Consider the following 23,419-nt stretch of genomic DNA (forward strand, 5'->3'; position numbering starts at 1 on the left):
ATTCAACGAGCACTTTCATTCGACGAACACCTTCACGCTGGCCGCGCGTCCGGCGGCGTCGATAACGGTGAGCGTCGAATAGCCGGCGCCGTCGGGCAGCCAGGTCGCGGTGCGGCGTCGGTCGATGCCGGTCAGCGGCTTGCCGTTGGCCAGCCAGCGGAACGGCGCGCGGCCGCCTTGCAGCTTCAGCACCAGCGGCGAAGCGTCAGGCGAATTGGTGGCGAGGTCGACGCGGGCGCCGTCGGGCGGAAAGATGATCGTCGGCGCGGGTTCGGTGGGTGCTGCCTGCGCCAGCCCCTCGGTGACGGCGCCGAAGCGCGCCAGCGTCACCGGCAGGTCTTCGCGCCTGGCGCTGAACACACCGGCCGGCCGTCCCGGCAGCGGCACGGTGGCGAGGCCGGAGCGGACAAAGCCCTCGAACAGGATCGGTGCGGCCGAGACATAGCCGGACAGGCCGGGCACGGCGCCGGCATCGGCGCGGCCGACCCAGACGCCCAGCACGTAGCGGCCGTCGAAGCCGACCGACCAGGCATCGCGGTAGCCATAGGAGGTGCCGGTCTTGTAGGCGATGCCGCGCTGGGAGGCACCTTCGGGCGGTTTGACGCCCGACAATATGTCGGTGATCTGCCAGTTCGCCTGGTCGTCGAGGATGGTGGCGGTGGAGCGTTCGGCATTGGCCGGCTCGGTGCCGTCATGCAGCGTGTGCGCCTTGCCGCCATTGGCGAGCCCCGTATAGAGCTGGACAAGGTCGCGCAACGTCACCCCGACGCCACCGAGACCGATCGCAAGGCCCGGCGCCTCGTTGACCGGCAGTACTGGGCTGACGCCGGCCTGGCGAAAGCGCGCCGTCAGCCGCGCCGGGCCGACCGCGTCGAGCACCCGGATCGCCGGTACGTTGAGCGACAGCTGCAGCGCCTGGCGGATGCTGACATCGCCCTGGTAGCCCATGTCGAAATTCTTCGGCCGGTAGCCGGAGAAATCGGCAGGGCTATCCTCGATGATGGTCTCCTGCGCCACCAACCCCTGCTCGAAGGCGAGCCCATAGATGAAAGGCTTCAGCGTCGAACCCGGCGAGCGGATGATCCTGGTCATGTCGATCCAGCCGGAGCGGCTGGCGTCGAAGAAATCGGCCGAACCAACTTCGCCGAGGATGTCGCCGGTGCGGGAGTCGGCCATCACCATGGCCACCGACAGGCGCGGGCCGAGCTTGGCGGCTGCCTCCTTCGCGACCTGTTCCAGCCCTTCCTGGACGCTTTTGCGGATCGTCAGCTGCAGCGGCTTGCCGGGCGTGGCCTTGGGCAGCATTGCATAGGCAGCGTGGGCAGCGAGCGCCGGCAATTTGCGGCGCAGGCCCGAAACATCGTCGAGCGCGGCGCGCGCTGCCTCGCGCTCGCCGAGCAAGCCGGCCGAAACCATGCGGGTCAGCACGCGGTCGCGGGCGGCGTGCGCAATGCCGAGGTTGCGGTCGGGCCGGCGCCTTTCCGGCAATTGCGGGAGCGCGACGAGCAGGGCGGCTTCCGAGACGGTGAGCCGCTTGGGCTCCTTGCCGAAATAGGCGAGCGAGGCGGCGCGCACGCCCTCGAGATTGCCGCCATATGGCGCCAGCGTCAGATAGCGCTCCAGGATCTCGCGTTTGGAGAGCCGCCGCTCGATCTGGATGGCGCGCAGCATCTGCTTGATCTTGGAACCAAGGCTGCGGCTGTCGCGCGGCTCGGTCAGCCGGGCAAGCTGCATCGACAGCGTCGAGCCGCCGGAGACGATATGGCCATTGCTGACGAACTGCCTGGCGGCGCGGGCCAGCGCCAGCACGTCGACGCCATCATGGTCCCAGAAGCGCTTGTCCTCATAGGCGACCAGCATGTCGACGAACTGCTTGTCGACCTGGTCGAGACGGGTTTCGAGCCGCCAGTAACCGTCAGGCGTGGCGAAGGCACGCAGCAACTGGCCGTCGCGGTCCTGCACCTCGGTCGACACTGTGAGCTTTTCCGGCAGCGGCGGTGGAAAGGCGCGGTCGAGCTGCCAGAGAGCGACGGCGGCAATTGTTGTGAGACCGGCGAGGGTGGCGACCGCAATGGCCGCCCGACGCAGGACTATTCTGGAGAGCATGGCGCTGCCCCTCATCCGCCTGCCGGCACCTTCTCCCCGTATAGTGACGGGGAGAAGAAAGCTGTCGCGACCCTCGGCGCCTTTTCCGCAGCGTTCGAGATTGGCGAAAGCTTCGACGCAGGCTTCTTTCTCCCCGTCACTATACGGGGAGAAATGCCCGGCAGGGCAATGAGGGGCGGCGCCATCGCCATGTTCCTGTTCGCCATCTTTGCCCTACGGCGCCTTGACCTCCATCATGCCGGTGGCGGTGCGGGCCGAATATTGCGGGCGGTACATGTCCTCGACCGTTGCCGCCGGATGGGCGTAGGTGCCGGGCGTTACCGCGCGCACGACATAGGCCAGCGCGATGCTGCGGTCGCCGTCGCCGTCGTTCGGGTTGAACGCCGCGACGAAACGGTCGTCGCGGAATTCGAGATGGGCGGCATCGGTCTGCGCCAGCCAGGAGAAGTTCGACAATTGGGCGCTGGAAACCAGGCCGGGATTGTCGATCTCGAAGCCGGCCGGCAACAGATCCGTGATCAAGAGGCGCGACGGCCATTTGTTCTGCTCGTAGACCTTGAGCACGACCACGTAGCGCTCGTTCTGCTGGACCTCGGTGACGTTGGCTTCGGTGCCGTCGAGCTTGTAGTAGGTGCGCTCGATGGTGAAGCCGTCGCCGCCGGCCGGCAGTGGCTCGACCGGCGAAGCCACCGTGGTGACCACCGCCTGCAGCGGCGTCTTGCCGGTGTTGGCGATGGTGAGCGGGCTTTCGGCAATGTCGCTGCCACTGAATTGGTCGGAGTAACCGCCGGCATGCGGGGCGCCATTGACCGAGAGCGTAATCGAGTCGTTGCCTTCCTTCAGCGCCCGCGCCGCCAAGAGCATCCAGGACTCGTCCTGCGTGCTCGTCCAGCGGGCGTCGGCGCGCTTCCTTGCCACCAGCTTGACCAGCGCCGGCACGATGGTCGGCACCGGCTTCGATTCCGCCGCCAGCGCCAGCATCGCCGCGCCGTCACGCAACGGCGAGCCGTAATCCGACCTGTAGTAGTCATAGTCGGTGGCCGACTGGGCCAGACGGAATGCCGCCTGGAAAGTCGCTTCCGAGCGCTGCGTATCGCCGTAGAGCGCGAGGCTCGCCGCCAACTGGGCGACGGCCATCGGGCTGGTGAAGGCCTCGAGCTGCGTATCGGCATAGTAGCGCAGGTCGCCGACCGACGCCTTCTTGTTGCGGGTCAGAACATAGAGCGCGTAGGCGATCTCGCTGCCGCGGCCCTGGACGTCCTGGTCGTAGCCGAGCGAGTTCTGCAGATTGTTCAGTGCCTGGCTCATCGCCAGCGCAGGCACGTCGTATTTCTGCTCGCGCGCTCGGGTCAGGAAGTCGCTGACATAGGCGTCGAGCCAGAGATCGCCGGAACCCGGGCCCCACAGGCCGAAGCTACCGGCCGAGGCCTGGTAGCTCAGCACCTTGTAGATGGCCTCCTGGATGCGGTTATGCAGGTCCGGGTCGCTGGCCATGCCGATGCCTGACGCCAGTTCGTTGACGTAAAGCAGCGGCAGCGCACGGCTGGTCGTCTGCTCGGCGCAGCCATAGGGGTAGCGGTCGAGCGTCATCAGCAGCGACGGCACGTCGAAGGCTGCCGTCTGCGAAACGCCGACGCTGACGGAGGCGCCGTCGAGCAGGCTTGCCGCCAGCAGTTCCTTGTCGACGCGCAGCGCGCCGACATTGGGTTTGAGATCGACCACCAGGCGGGTGGTGACCGGCAATTGCGGCGGCCGCACCGGGACATAGAGCGTCTGCTCGACCTTGGTGCCGTCGGCATGGGCGAGCTTGATGGTCAGCGAAGCATTGCCGGCCGTCTTCGCGATCAGTGGTACGGTCAGCGTCTGGCGCTTGCCCTGGGCGAGCGTCAGCATCTGCGGCAGCGGCTTGTCGCCGGTCGACAGGTCGCCTGTCGTGTCGATCGACAGGGCATAATCGCCGGCCGGACCGTCCGTGTCGGCGATGTCGAGCCGCATGACAGCGGCATCGCCGGGCGCCAGGAAGCGCGGCAGGCCGGCGGTAATCACAATCGGATCACGCACGATGACGTCGGACTGGGCATGACCGACCGCTTCCTTGGTCCAAGCGACGGCCATGACGCGCACGGTGCCGTTGAACTGCGGAATGTCGAAATCGACCCTGGCCTTGCCGTCGGCATCGAGCTGGACCGTGCCGGAGAAGAAGGCGACCAGCTTTTCGGTCGGCGGGCTGCCTTGCGCCTGCAAATTGGCGCCGTCGCCGCCGGTGCGCAACTTGCCGGTGGTGCCGAGCGAACCGTCGATCAGGCGGCCATAGAGGTCGCGGATCTCGAGCCCCAGCATGCGCTGGCCGAAGAACCAGTTCTCCGGGTCCGGCGCCTTGTAATTGGTGAGGTTGAGGATGCCGACATCGACGGCGGCGACCATGACATAGGCATTGCTGCCGGGCTGGACGCCGGCGACGGAGATCGGGATCGACAGCTGCTGGCGCGGCATCGTCTTGTCGGGCGGCGTCAGGGTGACGGCGAGCTTCTTCGAGCCCGGATCGACGTTCAGCCATTTCACACCGATGGCGCGCGCCGGCATGCGCGTTTCCTGCGCATCGCCCGGCCTGAACAGCGTCGCGGTGATGTAGGCGCCGGCACCCCAGTCGTCGCCGACCGGGATGTCGACGGTGCTGCCGCCGACCGGCACCGTGGCGGTGACGGTCTTCAGCAGTTTGTCGGCGCCGATGGTGACCAGCAGTTCGCCGGCAAAGTGCGGCGAGACCTTGAGCTTGGCCACTTCGCCCGCCGCGTAGGCGTCCTTGTCGAGGGCGATCTCGAGGCCATCAGGCGTTTCGGTGGTGGTGGAGGAGACATACCAGCCGCCGTCGAACTCATAGCTGGTCGCCGGGCCTTCCGGGTCGGCAGTTTCGACCTGCAGCCGGTAGCGGCCCCAGTCGACTGGCAACGACACCGTCGCCTCGCCGTCGGCACTGAGGTCGACCTGGCCGTTGGCCACCGACTTGGTGAAGGTCACCGGCTCATAGTTCCAGGAATTGTTGGAGCGGTACCACTGGTAATTGCGTTCGACCTTGACCAGCGACCACAGCGCGCCTTTCAGCGCCTCGCGCTTGCCGTCGGGATCGACGGCGATCAGGCTGAACTTGGCAGTGCCGCCTTGCGGCACCTCGTCATTGTCGAAATCCGGCCGGATGCCGATCATGTGGCCTTGCGGGCGGATGCCGATCTCGAGCGAGCGCTCGATGGCGCGGCCGCCGGTTTCGCGCATCCTGACCGTGACCTTGGCGTCGACCAGCTTGGTGGTCGATGGCAATTGGTCGACGGAGACCGGGAAGATCGCCTTGCCGTCTTCGCCGACCACGGGCAGGCCGATGAACGGGGTCACCGAGGGTTCGGCCGACTGCTCGTCGGCGAGACCGAAGGAATAGCCCTTGAAGCGATCCCAGTCGCGGGCGGTCGATAGTGTCAATTCGCCTTCGAGAGCCAAGCCCGCCGCCGGCGCGCCATAGAGGAAGCGGCCATCGACCGTGACGTTGGCGGTTTCGCCCTGCGCGATCTCCTTCTTGTCGGCGGCGAGGTCGAACTCGATGCGATCCGGCACGAAATCCTCGACCAGGAACATCTGGCTGGCGACCGCCGCCTGTTTAGGGTCAGTGTAGATAGATACGGTCCAGGTGCCGCGCATGGCGTTGGGTTCGAGCGGCAGGTCGACGGCATGGCCGCCGGCCGATGCGCCGTCGCTAACGATGCGGCGGTTTTCGACGCCGTCGGGACGCGTGAAGATGAAGGTCAGCGGCAGGTTCTCGACCGCCTTGGCGGCGCCGTCGCGAGCGAGTGCCGCGACATGGACATCCTCGCCGGCGCGGTAGATGCCGCGCTCGGTCCAGGCATAGACGTCGAGCGCGCCCGGCGCCGGGCGCCCGGAGACGCCGCGATCGGACAGGTCGAAGCCGGCCCGACCCATATCCAGGAACACGAAGTCGTTGTCGCCCTGCTTGGCCATCAGGACGGCCGGCACCATGCCGCCGTCGCCGCGCGTCAGGCCGGGGTTGAAGACAGCGCTGCCTTCGGCGTCGGTGGTGGCGGTGCCGAGGATCTCGTTGTTGCGGGCAAGCAGGGTGAGCTCGGCGCCCGATATCGGCTTGGCGGTTCCCAGCGACCGGGCGAAGACGTTGAGCCCGTCCTGCCCGGTATAGGTCGACAGGCCGATGTCGGAGACGACGAACCATTGCGTGGCCCGCGAATTGTAGTCGTCGCTGCGGTCGTCGACAGCCTGCGCGGTCAGCACATAGACGCCAGGCTTGCGCTGCGGCAGGGCCTCGTCGACCGGGAAGGAGGTGGTGACCTCCTTGTTGAGATCGTTGGCGATGTCGAGTTGGCCTTCCCAGACCGGCTCGCCCATCTGGTCGGAAATGTTGGAAAGGTCGTAGCCGTCGAGCTGCTTCAGGAACTGATAGCCGGACAGAAGCTGCGCCAGCGAACGGTCGCCGATGCGGTAAAGCTTCATCTTGGCGGCGGCCATGTTGACGGTGACGACCGGAATGCCGCGGCGCGCGCCGGCCGGCAACACGAAGCTGTCGCCGGTGAAGCGGGCCGATGACGCGCGGTCCTGCACGTAGATCGACAGCACCACGGGTACGGAAATCACCTCGCCGATGGCCGCCGGCAGGCCGGTGCGGAAGGTCACTTCGTAGTGCTGGCCGTGCTCCAGCCCTTCGACGCAGATCTGCTTGTCCTTGGCCTCGACGCCCTTCGGCGGCGCGTTGCCGACGGTGACGAACTGGGCATAGTCGACGCCGGTCTTGACCAGATCCTCTGAAAACTGCGCGCAGATGCGTGGCGCGCTGGTGTCGGCATCGACCGTGTGGTCGATGACGCGGAAGCCCTTGCGCGACTTGAGGTCCGCATAGTCGGCCTGGACCGAAGGCGAAGCGACCAGCGCGAGGCTGGCTTCATAGGCCTGGAGCGCGGGACGGTAGAGGTCGCGGCGGTCAAGCCCGGCGCCGAGCAGCGCCAGCACTTCGGCGCGCGTCCTGGTGGTGCGCAGCAGCTTGTAGGCGTTGAAGCCGGCGGAGGTGGCGTTTGCCGGCAAGGTCGATGCTTCGGAGGTGTTGGAGGCCGGCTGCACCGCAAGCGTCTCGCGCGCCAGTTCGAACCAGAGGTGGCCGTCATCGGGCAATACCGAAACCGCGGCCTCGTATTTCTGCATGGCGGAGCGATGGTCGCCGGTCAGCGACGACTGCTCGGCCGCTGCTTTGAGCGCTTCCAGCCCTTCGGTCGGCTTGTCATAGGCCGGATCGGTCAGCTTGTTGCGGTACTGCTGTGCCTGGTCGGCCATCCAGTTGGGGAAGAAGGCAAGCTCCGGCGGCGCGCCAATATCGGGATCGCCATCGACATTGGCGACCTTGCCGGCGATGGCGCCGTTGAAGGTTTTCAGCTGGTTATAGTCGGATTTGAGGAAGCACCATTTGGCCTTGGTGTTGTAGGTGAAGGCGCGGCAGGCCGGATCGCCCAGGCAGGTCGTCTTGCACTGGTCGAGGCTGACATTCTGGTCGGATCTGAGATCGAAACCGAAATAGTCGGAATTATCGGTCGTCACGATTCGCCGGGCTTCGGCCGCTTGCGCGACGCTTCCCAAGGCAAAAAAGAGAAGGAGAAGAAAAGACAGACCACGAGCCGCGCGCATTGCCATAACACCCTCCAGACAGTGCTTACGTCCCGACATGATCAAGCTTCAGTCAGGCTTGTCAACACGAGGACGCGGCAGGTTCCGCCTGCCAACGGTTTCCTTTCCGGCCGAGAGCCGGTATCGGATAGAACCTCCATAGGACAGGGGATCACGCATTCTTGCGGCGACGCAGAAGGTGTGAATTCCAAGCCCTGTCTATTTCAGACAATTGGATTGTGGCCCCTTTACGAGCACTTCAGAACTTCATTCCAATTTTAGCATTGCAAGCTAGGTTAGATTTGTAATGTCGGCGCATGAAAGACATATGTCGGGAGGAACCGCGCGAATGCGCGGGCTTCCGCGCGCCCTGCTTTTCGTGCTGATGTGTTCCACCATGCTCGCCGCGGAAAGCCGGAATGCTGCCGCTTTCGAGATTTTCGGCATCAAATTGTGGGGCTCGTCGAACGACGAGGACGCCGATATCGTCGACCCGCTGCGCTACGCCGTGACCATCGAGGCGACCGATGCCGACAAGGATCTGGTCAAGAAACTCGAAAACGCGTCAACGCTGAAGGCCGACGAAGAACGTCCTGTGTCCGGTTCGCTCGGCCTGCTGGCCAAGGCGCGCAGCGACCGCGAGCAACTGGTTGCCGCGCTTTATGCGGATGCCCGTTATGAAGGCATCGTCACCATCACCATCCAGGGCAAGCCGCTCGACGAATTGCCGCCGGACGCCGAATTCACCGGGCCGCAGCCGATCCCCGTGGTGGTCACAGTGACGCCCGGGCCGAAATTCACGCTGGGCAACATCAGGCTGGAGGGCGATGCGGCCGGGCTGGCGAGCGCCGATTTCGGGCTGATCGCTGGCGGCGATGCCGGATCCGGCGCCGTGCTCAAGGCCGAAGCGCTGATCATCCGGGCGCTGAAGCAGGAAGGCAGGCCGCTGGCCAAGGTCACGGGCAGCCATATCGTTGCCGACCATGCGACTTCGACGCTCGACGTCACGCTGACCGTGGCGGCCGGACCGGTCGCCGGCTATGGCGACACCACGGTGGAGGGCACCGAGAAGGTCGACCGCGATTTCTCCGAATACATGACCGGCCTGAAATGCGGCCGCCAATATTCGCCCGACGAGATCGATGATGCACGCGACCGGCTGCTTGGGCTCGAAGTGTTCAACAGCGTGACGCTGAAGGAGGCCGACGGCCTCGACGCCGACGGCAACATCCCGATCAACGTCCAGGTCAGCGAGCGCAAGCCGCGTTACTTCGGCCTCGGCGGCACCGTGTCCAATACGGAAGGCCTGGGACTGGAAGGCTATTGGGGTCACCGCAACCTGTTCGGCCGCGCCGAAAAGCTGCGCATCGACGGCGCCATCAGCGGCATCGGCAGCAACGATCTGGGCGAGCTCAACTACAATGCCGGCATCATGTTCGAAAAGCCGGGCGTGGTCGGGCCGGCGTCGAAATTCATCGCCAGCGTCAAGACCGTGCTCGAGCATCCCGACGCCTATGACCGTTTCTCGATCAAGGGCAGCACCGGGCTTTCCTATGACATCGACAAGAAGCAGAGGGTGTCGGCGGAAGTCGCGCTCGACTATTCGAAAATCACCGATGCCTTCGGCAAACACACCTATCTGATCGCCAGCATTCCGCTGCAATATGTCTATGACAATCGCGACGTCAGGCTCAATCCGACAAAAGGTTTCAGGGTGCTGGCCTATGCCGAGCCGAGCTACGACATTTTGAGCGGCGCAGCTTTCCTCAAGCTGAAGGGCGAAGGGTCTGCCTACCAATCGATCGACTCCGCCTCAAAATTCGTGCTCGCCGAGCGCGTTGCCATCGGTTCCATCGTCGGCACCAGCCTGGAGCATGTCCCTGCCGACCGCCGCTTCTATTCCGGCGGCGGCGGCTCGGTGCGCGGCTATGCCTATCAGGGCATCGGGCCCAAGGACATCGACGGGCAGCCGATCGGCGGCCTTTCCTTCTTCGAAACCTCGGTTGAGATGCGCATTGCGGTCACCGATACGATCGGCATCGTGCCGTTCGTCGATGCCGGCACCGTCTCGACGAAATCTTTCCCGGACTTTTCCGACATGAAGGTCGGCGCCGGCGTCGGCGTGCGCTATCTTACTCCATTCGGACCATTGAGGGTCGACGCGGCGATCCCGCTCAACCGCGACCCGGGCGACCCGCGTTTCGGCATCTATGCCGGCATCGGACAGGCGTTCTGAGCCATGAAGACGTTCTGGCGCATCCTCCGCATTGTTCTTTACACGCTGCTCATCGTGGTGGCGGCGGGCGTCGGCGCGCTCGTCGTGCTGACCAAGACCGAGCGCGGCCGCGACAACCTCGCCGGCATCATCTCGCATCTTGCATCCAGCGATGACCGAAAAGTCACCGTCAGCGGCATAGACGGCATCTGGTCGGGCGCGCTCAGGCTCGACCATGTCGTGCTGGAAGACCGCAACGGCGCCTGGCTGGTGGCGCGCAAGGTCGCCGTCGACTGGTCGCCGACAGCACTTTTGTCGAAGAACTTCAGCGCCGAGCGCATCGGCGCCGAGCGCATCGAACTCGCCCGCTTGCCGGCTGCGAGCACCCAGCCGGCGCAGAGTGGTGCAACGACGCTGCCGGTTTCGATCGACATTAAACAGATCGATATGCCCGAGATTGCGCTTGGCGAGCAACTGGCCGGGAGTGGCATTGCCGAGCTTGCCGCCAAGGGATCGGCCAAGGTCGATGCGTCGCCGCTGGCGGTCGAAACGGTGCTCGCGATCACTCGCCGTGACGGCAAGCAGGGCAATGTCGACGCCAAGGTCCATTTCGCGCCCGCCGACAACAAGCTCGACCTCGATCTCAAGGCATCCGAGCCGGCGGGCGGCATCATTGCCAACCTGCTCAAACTGCCCGACGCGCCGCCGGTCGACATCATCGTCTCGGGGACGGGGCCACTGGCCAACTGGAGCGGCATCGGCACCTTCGTCGTCGACGGCCAGATCGTTACCCAGCTTACCGGCCGCCACCAGCTCAGCGACCAGGGCAATCACGTCGAGGCCAAGGGCGACGGCGATTTCGGGCGTTTCCTGCCAGAGAAGCTGAAGCCGCTGTTTGCCGGCAAGACCAGCTTCGACCTTGCCGGCACCGCGACGCCGGCCGGCGGCGTCGACATCGAGCGCGCCACGATCGAGAGCGACGCCGTGCATGGCACCGCCGCGGGCAGGGTCGATCCCAAGGGCGCTAGCGACCTTTCGGTGGAGATCGCCGCCAAGGGCGAGCCCGTGGTGCTCGACGTCGGCACCAAGGCGCAACCGGTCACGGTGGCGGTGAAGGACGCGACTGCCCGCGCCTTCGGCGACGGCAAGGCGCCGATGGTCGATATCGGTGCGTCGCTGGTTTCGGTGGCGGCAGGCGGCACGCAGCTCAACGATCTGGCGGCGCAGATCCATTCCGACGGGTTCGACATTGAGAATCGCAGCGGCCCGGTCAGCATCAAGCTTGAAGCCGGCGGCTTGAAAACCGACGTTGCGACGCTGACGCCGCTGGTGACCGGCAAGCTGGCGGCCGATCTCGCCGGTAAGATAAGCAAGGACGAGATTTCGCTCGACCAGGGAACGTTGCGCAGCGATGCGCTCAACGCCTCCCTGACGGCCACTCTATCGCTGACCGACCTGGCGATGAAGCTGAACATGAACGCCGATGCGGTTTCATCGGCGCTGCCGCCTCAGATCGGCTCGGTGCTGGGCGAGCGCGTGACGTTCTCGGCGACCGCGACCCGCGACCCGCAAGGTTCGTTCGCCGCCAATTCACTCGAATTGACCTCCGGTTCGCTCAAGGCCAGCGGCACCGCCAGCGCGCAAGGCAGCGATATCCAGGCCGACATCAAGGGCACGCTCGGCGACGTTTCGGTGCTCTCGCAGCTGGCCGGCGTGCCTCTCGCCGGCGGCGTCGATTTCGCGCTGACGGCAAGCGGCGCGCGCTGGGCACCGGACTTCTCCGTTTCGGCCGACAGCGCCAGCCTGACGGCGTCGGGCCGCACGGTGAAAGACATCAAGCTGACCGCAGCGGGGAAGGCCGACGTCGCCAATCCGGCGGCGGATGTCTCGCTGACCGGGTCTGTCGACGGCCAGCCGCTCGACATCAAGGCGGCGCTGGTGACCAGCGATGGCAAGCGTTCCATCAAGGGGCTGAGCCTGTCGCTGGGCGACAACAAGGTTTCGGGCGATCTTGTGCTCGACGACAAGTTGCTGCCTCTCGGCACGCTGACGCTTGCTGCCCCCGATATCGCGCCGCTGGCTTCGCTCGGCGGGCAGACGGCGGCAGGCGATATCGGTGGCACCATTGCCTTCGCCAAGGAGGGCGAAGCGCCGACCGTCAGCATCAATGCGGCCAGTGCATCGATCTCGCGCGGTGAGGTGGCGGCGAAGGCGATCACCGTCAACGCGCTGATCGCCAACTATCTCAAGAGGCCGGCGATCTCCGGTACGATCAGGGCCGACAGCGTGACATCGGGAACGACTGTCATCAGCGGCATCGGCGTCGATCTGAAGCGCGACGGCGACTGGACCAATTTCACCGGCGGCGCGACGATCGCCGGCATCCCAGCTACCGCCGCCGGCCGGGCGAAGATCGCCGGTGGCACGACCAGCATCGAGATTGCCTCGGGCGAGGCGACCGTTCGCGGCATCAAGGCGGCCATCGCCAGCCCATCAAGTCTCTCCATCGCCAATGGCGTGACCAGCATCGAGCGACTGGTGGTCGATGTCGGCGGTGGCGCGGTGACGCTCTCCGGCACTGCAGGCCGGACGCTCGACCTAGCGGCAATTTTCTCCGCACTGCCGGCAGCACTTGCCAATGATTTCTCCCCCGGCCTCGACGGTGTGGGGACACTCGATGGCACGGCGCAGGTGACGGGATCGCCGGCAAACCCCGACATACGCTTCAATGTCCAGCTCGCCGGCGCCGAGACCAGCCAGACCCGGCAGGCCGGGCTCGGGCCGCTCAACCTCAATGCCGCCGGCGGTTTCACGCCGGCCGGCGGGATCGCCATCGATCATGCGACGCTTGCCGGCGAAAAGATCTCCGGCAAGGCCGCCGGCACGATCAACCCCAACGGCGCCAGCGATTTCGCGCTCGACCTGACATCCACCGGTCCCAGCCTGCCGCTGACGCTCGGCAGCGCCGAAAGCCCGATCAAATTCGAGCTGCAGGCATTGTCGGTGAAGGCGGCGGGGCAAGGCATGAAGGTGAAGCTGGATATTTCCGCAGCGCTGCCCTCGGTCGCCACCAACCACGCCAAGGTCGAAGGCATCGCGCTTGCGCTGCATTCCGACGCCTTCGACGTCAAGAGCCGTACCGGACCGATCTCGGGTACGGTGACGGCGGACAAGATAGGACTGGACAACTCGACCATCGCGCCGCTGATCGCTGGCAAGATCATTGCAAAAGTCGCCGGCAGCCTGGCCGCCGATGCCATCACTATCGACAGCGGCTCGGTGCAGGGCGCAGCACTCGACAGCGCTTTCAACGGCCGGGTTTCCCTGGCCGACGGCGCCATCGACCTCAACCTCAAGGCTGACGCCCTTTCGGCGGCGTTGCCGGCAGCGGCGCATGGCGTGCTGGCCGAGCGGACCCAGCTCAGCGCGACGCTGAAGCGCGATGCCCATGGCAATGTCAGCGCGAGCCCGGTCACGCTGGCGTCGGGTGCGCTGACCGCCAATGGGCAGGCAAGCCTCGCCGACAACAAGCTCAGCGCCGACATCAAGGGCGCTCTATCAGACATCTCGCTGCTGTCGAAAGACGCCAAGGGCGCCATCGCTTTTGCGCTGAATGCGCAAGGCCCGAGCCTGGCGCCGGACCTTTCGCTGACGGTCGATAGTGACCGGCTTTCGGTGGCGGAGCGCGAGATCACTGGCCTGAAGCTGACCGCCACCGGCAAGGCCGATGCCGCCAACCCGGCGGCCAATGTGCAACTGACCGGCAATGTCGCCGGGCAAGCACTGCAAGGCAGCGCCGTGCTGGCGACGACGGACGGCAAGAGCGCCATCAACGGACTGCTGCTGTCGCTCGGCAAGAACCGGATCTCCGGCGACCTCGCGCTCGACCAGGCCTTCGTGCCCGAAGGCACGGTCGCCCTCGACCTGCCCGATATCGGGCCGCTGGCCGCATTGGCCCTGGAAAAGGCCGAAGGCGACGTGCGCGGCACGATTGTCTTCTCGAAGAGCGGCAACGCGCCGCAAGTCGCTATCAAGGCGACAACCGGTTCGCTTTCGCGTGGCGACCTGGTGGCGAAGACCGTTTCCATCGACGCGCTGATCGCCAACTATCTTGCCGCGCCGGTGATCTCCGGCAAGATCCGCGCCGACAGCGTCATCTCCGGCGGCACCGTCATCCGCGGCATTGATGTCGATCTGAAGCGCGACGGCGACTGGACCGGCTTTTCCGGCGGCGCCACCGTCAAGGACATTCCTGCCAAGGCCGCCGGCCGGGTTAAGGTGGCGAACGGCACGACGACCATCGAGCTCGCCTCCGGCCAGGCGACGGTGCAGGGGATCAGGGCCGCGATCGCGCAGGCCTCGACCATCAGCATCGCCAACGGCACGACGACGCTGGACAGGCTGGTGCTCAACCTCGGTGGCGGCACGGCGACGGTGACCGGCAAGGTCGGGCAGGCGCTCGACGTCAATGCCGCACTGGCCAAGGTGCCAATCTCGCTCGCCAACAGTTTCTCGCCAGGCCTCGATGCCGCCGGCTCGATCTCCGGCACGGTCAAGGTGACAGGCGCACCAGCCAATCCAAGCATTGCGTTCAAAATCGATGCAGGCGGCGTGCAGACCTCGCAGACCCGCGGCGCCGGCCTTGGCGGCATGAACATTTCCTCGTCAGGAACGTTCGCCGGCAAGAAACTTACCTTTGACGCCAACATCAGTGACGGGGCCGGACTTGGCCTCAAGGGCGGCGGCACGGTGACCATTGCGGGCACGCCGGCGCTGGCGCTCGACTTTTCCGGCAAGGTGCCGTTCTCCTTCCTTGCCGCGAAGCTTGCCGCGCAAGGCCTGTCATTGAACGGTACTGCCAGTGTCAATGTGCAAGTGCGCGGCCCGGCGACGTCGCCGGTCATCGGCGGCACGGTCAGCACGTCAGGTGCCCGCCTGATCGATGCGCGCTCCGGCCTTGCCGTCAACGACATCGCTTTCGACGTTTCGATCGGCGCCGGCGTTGCCCGGATCAACCGCCTGACCGGCACGCTGTCGACGCGCGGCAGCCTGTCGGCCAGCGGCACGGTCGGCATCAACCCGGCGCAAGGGTTCCCCGCCGACCTGTCGGTCAAGCTCACCGACGGCCGCTATACCGACGGTCGGGTGGTCACCGCCAATCTCGGCGGCGACCTTACCATCAAGGGACCGCTCGCCTCGGCGCCGGTGATCTCTGGAACCATCAACCTGGCCAAGACCGTCATCACTGTCCCCGAGAAGCTGCCGGGATCGCTGTCGGCACTCGACGTAAAGCACAAGAACGCGCCGGTCGCCGTGCGGGCGCAGGACAAGGCGCTGCGTCCGCCAACGACAAGCGGTGGTGGTGGCGGCAGCGGGCTTGCCCTCGACGTCACGGTCAACGCGCCGAACCAGATCTTCATCCAGGGCAGGGGCGTCGATGCCGAGCTTGGCGGCTCGCTGAAGCTGACCGGCCCGGCGGCGTCGCCGCATGCGGTCGGCACTTTCACCTTGCAGCGCGGGCGGCTGTCGATCCTCGCCAAGCGGCTCACCTTCACCGAAGGCACGGTCGGGTTTTCCGGTTCGCTGGTGCCCTACCTCAACCTGACGGCGACGTCGACGACGAGCAGCGCCACCGTCACCATTGTGGTGTCGGGCGAGGCGACCAATCCGAAATTCACCTTCTCGTCCGTGCCGGCCCTGCCGGAGGACGAGGTGCTGGCGCAACTGATCTTCGGCCGCTCGATGTCGAACCTGTCGCCGCTGCAGATCGCCCAGCTTGCCGAAGCCGCAGGGCAGCTGGCTGGCGTCGGCGGCTCGACATCGCTGCTCGAAAACCTGCGCAGCGCGATCGGCGTCGACGATCTCGACGTCACGACGGACGAGAAGGGCGGCACAGCCGTTTCGGCCGGCAAATACCTCAACGACCGCACCTATGTGACGATCCAGAAGGGCGACAAGCCGGGGTCTGGCAAGGCGACCATCGATCTCAATGTCGGGCGCGGCGTCAAATTGCGCGGCGAAGCCAACGATGCAGGGGAAGCCAAGGGCGGCATCTTCTACGAGCGCGAATACTGAAATCGGCGACGATCGCGAGCGTCGGGAGCTATCGCCCTGGCGCAAACTCAAGGATCAGCTGGCGCTGTCCTATCCCGCTTAAATGTCTCATCTTAATCGGGCGCCGGGATTCGAACGGAATCTGCCGGGCAGTAGCAATTTTGCGCCAAGACTGTCGTTATCGCGCGAACTGCCCTCCTTCCAAAGTTGCACATTCGCTAACATGTTCCCAGTCCGTGTCGGTCTTTGACATCACGGCGCGGATGCGGAATGTTAAAAGGCAGAAAGCCAACAATGGGAGTCAGTCATGGCAATCTACAAAAGCAACGGTGACCGCGTTCCGGATCATATCCTGGCAATGGCCGAAGAAGCCAAAGCAGGCAAGATGGATCGCCGCGAATTTCTCGCTTTGGCCAGCGTCTTCGGCGCATCCACGGCGATGGCCTACGGCATGCTCGGTCTCGCCGATCCGACGCCGGCCAAGGCGGAAGAAGTACAGGGCAAGAAGGGTGGCATCCTGAAGGTCGCGCAGTGGATCAAGGACCCCAAGGATCCACGCAAGGCCGACTGGTCTGAAATCGCCAATGCCGAGCGCCAGGCGCTCGAGCCGCTGGTCAAGTACACGACCGAATACACGTTCCGCCCCTATCTGCTCGAAAGCTGGGACATCAACGACGACGCCACCGAATACACGTTACATGTGCGCAAGGGCGTGACCTGGTCGAACGGCGATGCATTCAACGCCGATGACGTCATCTTCAACCTCAAGCGCTGGGCCGACAAGAAAGCCGAAGGAAATTCCATGCCCGGCCGCCTCGGCACGCTGGTCAAGGACGACAAGCTCGATGAAAGCGCCGTCACCAAGGTCGACGATCACACCATAAAGCTGAAGCTTGGCTCGCCGGACATTTCGATCATTCCCAATGTCTGCGACTATCCGGGCCTGATCGTCCACAAGACCTTCGATGAAAAAGGCGGCGACTTCAAAGCCTGTCCGATCGGTACCGGTCCTTTCGAACTCGTCTCCTACGATGTCGGCCAGAAGGTGGTCTACAAGCGCCGCGAAGACAACAAGTGGTGGGACGGCGAAGTCTTTCTCGACGGCATCGAGTTCATCGACTACGGCACCGATCCGGCGGCCACTGTCAGCGCCTTCGAAGCGGGCGAAGTGCACGCCAACTACGAAACCACGGCCGACTACGTGTCAATCCTCGACGGTCTGGATCTGGTGAAGTCCGAAGTGGTCACCGCCGGGACCATCGTCTGCCGCACCAACGTCAACAACAAGCCTTACGACGACCAGAAGGTGCGTCAGGCGCTGCAGCTCGGCGTCGACAACGCTGTCGTGCTCCAACTGGGCTACGGCAATGCCGGCACTGTCGCCGAGAACCACCATGTCTGCCCGATTCATCCGGAATATTACGAGCTGCCGAAAATCGCTCGCGACCCGGCCAAGGCGAAAGCGCTGATGGCGGAAGCCGGCCAAGCCGACTTCGAGCACGAGTTGATCACGGTCGACGAGGACTGGCAGAAGAATACCGGCGATTCGATCGCCGCGCAATTGCGCGACGCCGGCATCAAGGTCAAGCGTACGGTGCTGCCGGGCTCGACGTTCTGGAACGACTGGACCAAATATCCGCTGTCCATGACCACCTGGAACATGCGGCCGCTCGGCGTCCAGGTTCTGTCCCTGGGCTACCGCACCGGCGAATCCTGGAACGAGACAGCCTGGTCGAATCCCGACTGGGACGCCAAGCTCAATGCTGCGCTCGCCGTTGCAGACGCCGCAAAGCGCAAGGAGATGATGAAGGATATCCAGCAGATCTTGCAGGATGCCGGCATCATCATCCAGCCTTACTGGCGCAAGCTCTACAGCCACTCGGTCAAGGCGGTGCAGAACTACAAGATGCATCCGACCTTCGAACGCGACTATGGCAAGGTCTGGCTGGAACAGGCGTAATCGGACCGATCGGGGAGGGGGCGTTCGCCCCTTCCCCATCACTGCTTGCATGGTTCCAGAACCGGAAGTCGGCGCAGCAAAAAAGTTGCGGACTCTTCGGGAAAGATCGTGCAATAAAACAGGGTTGATCGCATCCGAGGGCCGGTTTGACAGCCAACTCTGCCGGCAACGGTAGGGCTGGTTTTGAAGCTGGCTACAACCCCAACCAGACCGGCAGGGGACCGCCATGCTATCTTTCGTTCTCAGGCGCCTGGGCACCATGGCATTGACGATGCTGTGCCTGACGATCATCGTCTTCTTCCTGATCAACCTCGATCCGAATTTGAAGAAGCTGGCGATCAGCCAAACTGAAATGCATACGTCGGCCGAGCAGCTCGAAAGCTGGCTGGCGGGACACGGCTATCGTCAGAATTTCTTCGTCCGCTATGGTCAGTGGCTCGGCGTGTTGCCCAAGCAGCCGGTGACCGATGCCGCGACGGGCAAGCCGGCCCAGCGTTTTTCCTTCTGCAACGATCCGCTTGTGCCTACATTTTCCGGTATCCTGCAGGGCGATTTCGGCTGTTCGACCAAGTTCAAGACCACCGTGGCGTCGAAGCTGTTCCCGGCGCTCAGTGCCACCGGCATCCTGATGCTCTGCGTGCTGTTGGTCATGATACCGATCTCGCTGCTGATCGGCATCCTTGCCGGAATGCGAGAGGGGTCGCGAACGGACCGGACGCTATCGGTTGCCTCGATCGCCTCGACGGCGACGCCCGAATATGTGTCGGGCGTCATCTTCACCGTCATCTTCGCCTCTTGGCTAGGCTGGCTGAACGGTTCGGCGGCCTCGGCCAGCCAGGGCATCACCTTCTACAATTTCACGCTGCCGGTGATGACGCTGGCGATCTACGGCATCGGCTATATCGCGCGCATGACGCGCGCCTCGATGGTCGAGGTGATGACGCAGCAATATATCCGCACCGCCAGGCTGAAGGGCCTCTCCTTCGGCAGCGTCGTGGTCAAGCACGCCCTGCGCAACGCGCTGATTGCGCCGTTCACCGTCATCATGCTGCAGTTTCCCTGGCTGCTCACCGGCGTCGTCATCGTCGAGGTGATGTTCCGCTACCAGGGCTTCGGCTACACGCTGGTCGAGGCCGCCGGCAACAATGATATCGACCTTTTGCTCGGCTGTTCGCTGGTCTCGGTATTCATCGTGCTGATCACGCAGCTCATTTCAGACGTCGGCTACGCGTTTCTCAATCCGCGTATCAGAGTGCAGTAGGGGATCGGGCGGATGCAGGTCGAATATATCAGCGCCTTCAATGTCGTCCTCGGAGTGCTCGGGCGGTTCTGGCCGGTCTGGATCGCACTTGCCATCGTCATGGGCGCGAGCTTCGTCTACAAGAAGAAGCTCGGCCTCTATGGCCAGCTGTTCGATAGCGGCGTCGGCATCGTCGGCGTCGGCATCTGCCTGTTCTGGCTGTTCACGGCGATCTTTGCCTCGACCGTCGCGCCCTTCGACCCACTCGCCCAGGTGCCGATCATGAAGGACGCGCTGCCGGGCGGGATCGAGCCGGCATCGAAGCTCATCTACTATTTCGGTGGCGACAAATTGGCCCGCGACGTGTTTTCCCGCATGGTCTTTGGCAGCCAGATCGTGCTGATCATCGCGCCGGCGGCGACCGGCTTTGCGCTGATGGTCGGCGTCACCCTCGGCCTACCGGCCGGCTACTATGGCGGCAGGATCGACACTGTGCTGTCCTTCCTCGCCAATCTGGTGCTGGCCTTCCCGGTGATCCTTTTGTTCTACCTGCTGGTGACGCCGGGCATCATGGACACGCCGATCCCCTATGCCATGGCCGGGCTGTTCTTCCTGTTTCCGATCATCTTCTTCAGCGTGTTGTTCTGGACCCGCTACAAGAACCGGCCCGATCGCCTCTACATCCTGCTTGGGCTGACGCTTGTTCTCGGTGGCTGGGTCTATGTCGGCCTCGTCTTCGACGCCGATCCGCTCAAGATCGTCCACATCGATCCCAACCAGCTCAACATCTTCGTGGCGGTGGTGTTCGCCTCCAGTCCCGGCGTGTTTCGCATCGTGCGCGGCCTGACCATGGACATCAAGACGCGCGACTATGTGGCGGCGGCGCAGACGCGTGGTGAATCACCCTGGTACATCATGCTGTGGGAGATCCTGCCCAATGCGCGCGGACCGCTGATCGTCGATGCCTGCCTGCGCATCGGCTACACCACGATCCTGCTCGGCACGCTGGGTTATTTCGGCCTCGGACTGGCGCCGGAAAGTCCGGACTGGGGCACCGCGATCAAGGACGCCAGCCGGTTGCTGCGGTCCTTCATCCACCCGGCGTTGCCGCCGACGATCGCGCTGATGTCGTTCGTGCTGGGGCTCAACCTGTTGGCAGACTCGCTGCGCGAACAATCGATGAAAGACTGACAGACGGGTCTTCGACCCGGCTTGACTGGAAGAACAAGGATTGGAGCGACCCATGAACGAGGCAGTTCGAAATCCCGGCAAGCCGACCGATGGGCCGATCATCGAGATCGAGAACCTGTCGATCTCCTTCTTCACCCGCAAGGGCGAGATACCGGCCGTCATGGATTTCTCCTGCACGGTCATGCCCGGCGAGGCCATGGGCATCGTCGGCGAATCCGGCTGCGGCAAGTCGACCGTGTCGCTCGGCATCATGCGCGACCTGTCCAACATCGGAAAGATCGTCGGCGGCCGGATCAAGTTCCAGGGCAAGGACATGGGCGAACTGTCCGACGAGGAACTGCGCGCCATCCGCGGCAACAAAATTGCCATGATCTACCAGGAGCCGATGGCCAGCCTCAATCCGGCGATGAAGGTCGGCCAGCAATTGATGGAAGTGCCGCTGATCCACGACAAGGTGTCGAAGGAAGAGGCTTACAGCCGAGCGCTCGACATGGTGCGCTCGGTCAGGCTGCCCGATCCCGAACGCATGATGCGGTCCTATCCGCACCAGCTTTCCGGCGGCCAGCAGCAGCGCATCGTCATCGCCATGGCGCTGCTGTCGAAGCCGGCGCTGCTTCTGCTCGACGAGCCGACGACGGCGCTCGACGTCACGGTGGAGGCCGGCATCGTCGACCTGGTCAAGGGGCTCGGCGAGAAGTTCGGCACGTCGATGATCTTCGTGTCGCACAATCTCGGCCTGATCCTAGAGACCTGCGACCGCATCACGGTGATGTATTCGGGCGAGGCGGTCGAGACCGGCAAGATCAAGGACGTCTTCGACCGGATGCGCCATCCCTACACGCAAGGCCTGTTCCGCTCGATCCCGCTGCCCGGCGCCGACAAGAATTCGCGGCCGCTGATCTCGATCCCCGGACAATTGCCGCTGCCGCACGAGCGGCCGAAGGGCTGCAATTTCGGTCCACGCTGCCACCATTTCGTCGAGGGCGTCTGCAACGCCGCAGAGATCCCGATGATCGAGGTCGAAGGTCACGAAGGGCATTTTTCGCGCTGCGTGCGCTTCAACGAGATCGACTGGGAAGCGCTGCCGCCGGGCGCCAAGAAGGTCAATGAGCGCGTCGTCCCCGGCGCGCCGGTGCTCAAGATCGAGGACCTGAGGAAATACTACAAAGTCGGCGGCAACGAGGTGTTCGGTTCGAGCGAGGGCCGCGTCGTCAAGGCCAATGAGACGATCTCGTTCATGGCGCGCGAATCCGAGACGGTGGCCATCGTCGGTGAATCCGGTTGCGGAAAGTCGACGCTGGCCAAGGTGCTGCTCGGCCTGGAAACGGCAAGTTCCGGCAGCGTGACGCTGGGCAACAAGGAAATCCAGTCGACCGGCATCGAAAAGCGCAGCGTCGAAACGGTGTCGTCGATCCAGATGGTGTTCCAGAATCCGTTCGATACGCTCAACCCTAGCCACACGGTCGGCTCGCAGATCATCCGCACGCTGGAAAAGTTCAATGTCGGCAACAATGTCGCCGAGCGCCGCAAGCGGATGCTCGAACTGCTCGACCTGGTGAAGCTGCCGCGGGCGTTCGAGACCCGCAAGCCGCGTCAGCTGTCAGGCGGCCAGAAGCAGCGCATCGGCGTGGCACGTGCCTTTGCCGGCGACGCCAAGGTGGTGGTGGCCGACGAGCCTGTCTCGGCGCTCGACGTCTCCGTTCAGGCGGCGGTGACCGAGCTGCTGATGGACATCCAGCGCAAGAACAAGACGACGATGCTGTTCATCAGCCATGACCTGTCCGTCGTGCGCTACATCGCCGACCGTGTCGTCGTCATGTATCTCGGCTATATCGTCGAGCAGGGCACGACCGACCAGATCTTCGCACCGCCCTATCATCCCTATACCGAGGCGCTGCTGTCGGCGATCCCGATCGCCGACACAAGCGTGGTCAAGAAGCACATCGTGCTGGAGGGCGACATCCCGTCGGCAATGAACCCGCCGAGCGGTTGCCCGTTCCAGACGCGCTGCGGCTACAAGAAGCTGGTGCCGGACAATCTGTGCGAGACCAAGGTGCCGCCAGTAAAGAATCTGGGCGATGGCCATATGAGCCTGTGCTGGCTTGCCGACGACGTGCTGGCCAAGATGGAGCCGGTGATCAAGTTCGACAAGGAGCACGCCGCGCATGAGGGCGTGCCGGAAGACGCGCCGCAGGTGACGAAGGCGCAACCGGCCGCCGCCAAGCCCAAACGCCCGGGTGGCAAGAAGCCGAACTGACGGATCGAGGTAAGATCGCGACTTCGTCAGTTGCCGCATTGGCGGAGCTGCGCGGCGTAGTCCTGCGCCATCTTTTCGGTCGCCCGCGCATAGCCCTGCACGCCGGCATCGCCGCGATTGCCGCGGCCGTAGGCGGTCCAGCCGAGATAGTAGGCCAGGTAGAGATTGTAGGTGTCGTTACGAGCGACGCCGAGCGTGTCCGATGTCTTGGAATGATACCAGCCGACGAAATCGACGGCGTCGGCAAATTTTGTCCGCCGCGCTGCCCAGTTGCCGGTCTCGCTCTGATATTGCGACCAGGTGCCGTCCAGCGCCTGCGAGTAACCCGTAGCCGATGAGACGCGCTTCCATGGGATGAAGCCGAGGAGCTTGGTGCGCGGGGGTCTGGCATTGCTCTTGAAGCCGGATTCCTTGCGCACCGTCGCCATCAGTACGGGGACCGGGATGCCGTATTTCTGCTCGGCGCGCTCGGCAGCCGATTGCCAGTTGTCGAACCAGCCGTCGTTCTGGTCGAAGACGGCGCAGACATCGTTGATATGGTTCGGAGGCGTCGCGCAGGCGGAAAGCGCCAGCAGCACGGTGACAGCTACAATTTTACTAAAACTCGACCTACGCATTGGCAGACGAATAGGCTGAAAACATAAAGGGATTCTTGCAGCGTTTCTTAACGGCCCGCTGCTCGCGTTCACCCGTGCAGATCAGAATCGATATTTCGACCTGTTCTGTCGC

At 64.3% G+C, this 23,419-nt stretch carries 9 protein-coding genes; 6 read left to right on the top strand and 3 right to left on the bottom strand.

What is annotated here, in order from left to right; genetic code table 11:
- Nucleotides 1-15 precede the first annotated feature (15 nt).
- Both pbpC and D3227_RS03075 read right to left on the bottom strand, forming a co-directional pair.
- A complete protein-coding gene (pbpC, locus tag D3227_RS03070; protein WP_245451630.1) occupies nucleotides 16-2,106 on the bottom strand; it encodes a penicillin-binding protein 1C in 2,091 nt (696 codons plus the stop codon).
- 213 nt (nucleotides 2,107-2,319) lie between these two features.
- Complete coding sequence (locus tag D3227_RS03075; RefSeq protein ID WP_120012411.1) at nucleotides 2,320-7,800, bottom strand: alpha-2-macroglobulin family protein; 5,481 nt, start codon at nucleotides 7,798-7,800, stop codon at nucleotides 2,320-2,322.
- Nucleotides 7,801-8,080: 280 nt separating this feature from the next.
- Here D3227_RS03075 and D3227_RS03080 point away from each other — a divergent pair, with 280 nt between their 5' ends.
- From D3227_RS03080 to D3227_RS03105, 6 genes are all read left to right on the top strand, one after another.
- Nucleotides 8,081-10,009 (top strand): autotransporter assembly complex protein TamA, encoded by a 1,929-nt coding sequence (locus D3227_RS03080; RefSeq protein WP_120012413.1) that lies wholly within the window; start codon nucleotides 8,081-8,083, stop codon nucleotides 10,007-10,009.
- Nucleotides 10,010-10,012: 3 nt separating this feature from the next.
- Entirely contained in the window at nucleotides 10,013-16,063 is a 6,051-nt protein-coding gene (locus D3227_RS03085; RefSeq protein WP_120012415.1) for a translocation/assembly module TamB domain-containing protein, read from the top strand.
- A gap of 286 nt (nucleotides 16,064-16,349) precedes the next feature.
- Nucleotides 16,350-18,002 (top strand): ABC transporter substrate-binding protein, encoded by a 1,653-nt coding sequence (locus D3227_RS03090; protein WP_120012417.1) that lies wholly within the window; start codon nucleotides 16,350-16,352, stop codon nucleotides 18,000-18,002.
- Between the two features lie 226 nt (nucleotides 18,003-18,228).
- A complete protein-coding gene (locus D3227_RS03095; RefSeq protein ID WP_120012419.1) occupies nucleotides 18,229-19,263 on the top strand; it encodes an ABC transporter permease in 1,035 nt (344 codons plus the stop codon).
- A gap of 12 nt (nucleotides 19,264-19,275) precedes the next feature.
- On the top strand, nucleotides 19,276-20,433 hold the full coding sequence (locus D3227_RS03100; protein WP_120012421.1) for an ABC transporter permease: 1,158 nt from the start codon (nucleotides 19,276-19,278) through the stop codon (nucleotides 20,431-20,433).
- Nucleotides 20,434-20,485: 52 nt separating this feature from the next.
- Nucleotides 20,486-22,690: a dipeptide ABC transporter ATP-binding protein gene (locus D3227_RS03105; RefSeq protein ID WP_120012423.1), complete on the top strand. Its 2,205-nt coding sequence runs from the start codon at nucleotides 20,486-20,488 to the stop codon at nucleotides 22,688-22,690.
- Between the two features lie 26 nt (nucleotides 22,691-22,716).
- On the opposite strand, the gene D3227_RS03110 is transcribed toward D3227_RS03105, so the two are convergent.
- The gene (locus D3227_RS03110; protein WP_120012425.1) at nucleotides 22,717-23,307 is read right to left on the bottom strand and encodes a transglycosylase SLT domain-containing protein; all 591 of its coding nucleotides are present in this window, start codon (nucleotides 23,305-23,307) and stop codon (nucleotides 22,717-22,719) included.
- Nucleotides 23,308-23,419 lie beyond the last annotated feature (112 nt).

It is taken from the genome of Mesorhizobium waimense (genome assembly GCF_003601975.1).
GTDB classification, from domain to species: Bacteria; Pseudomonadota; Alphaproteobacteria; order Rhizobiales; family Rhizobiaceae; genus Mesorhizobium; species Mesorhizobium waimense.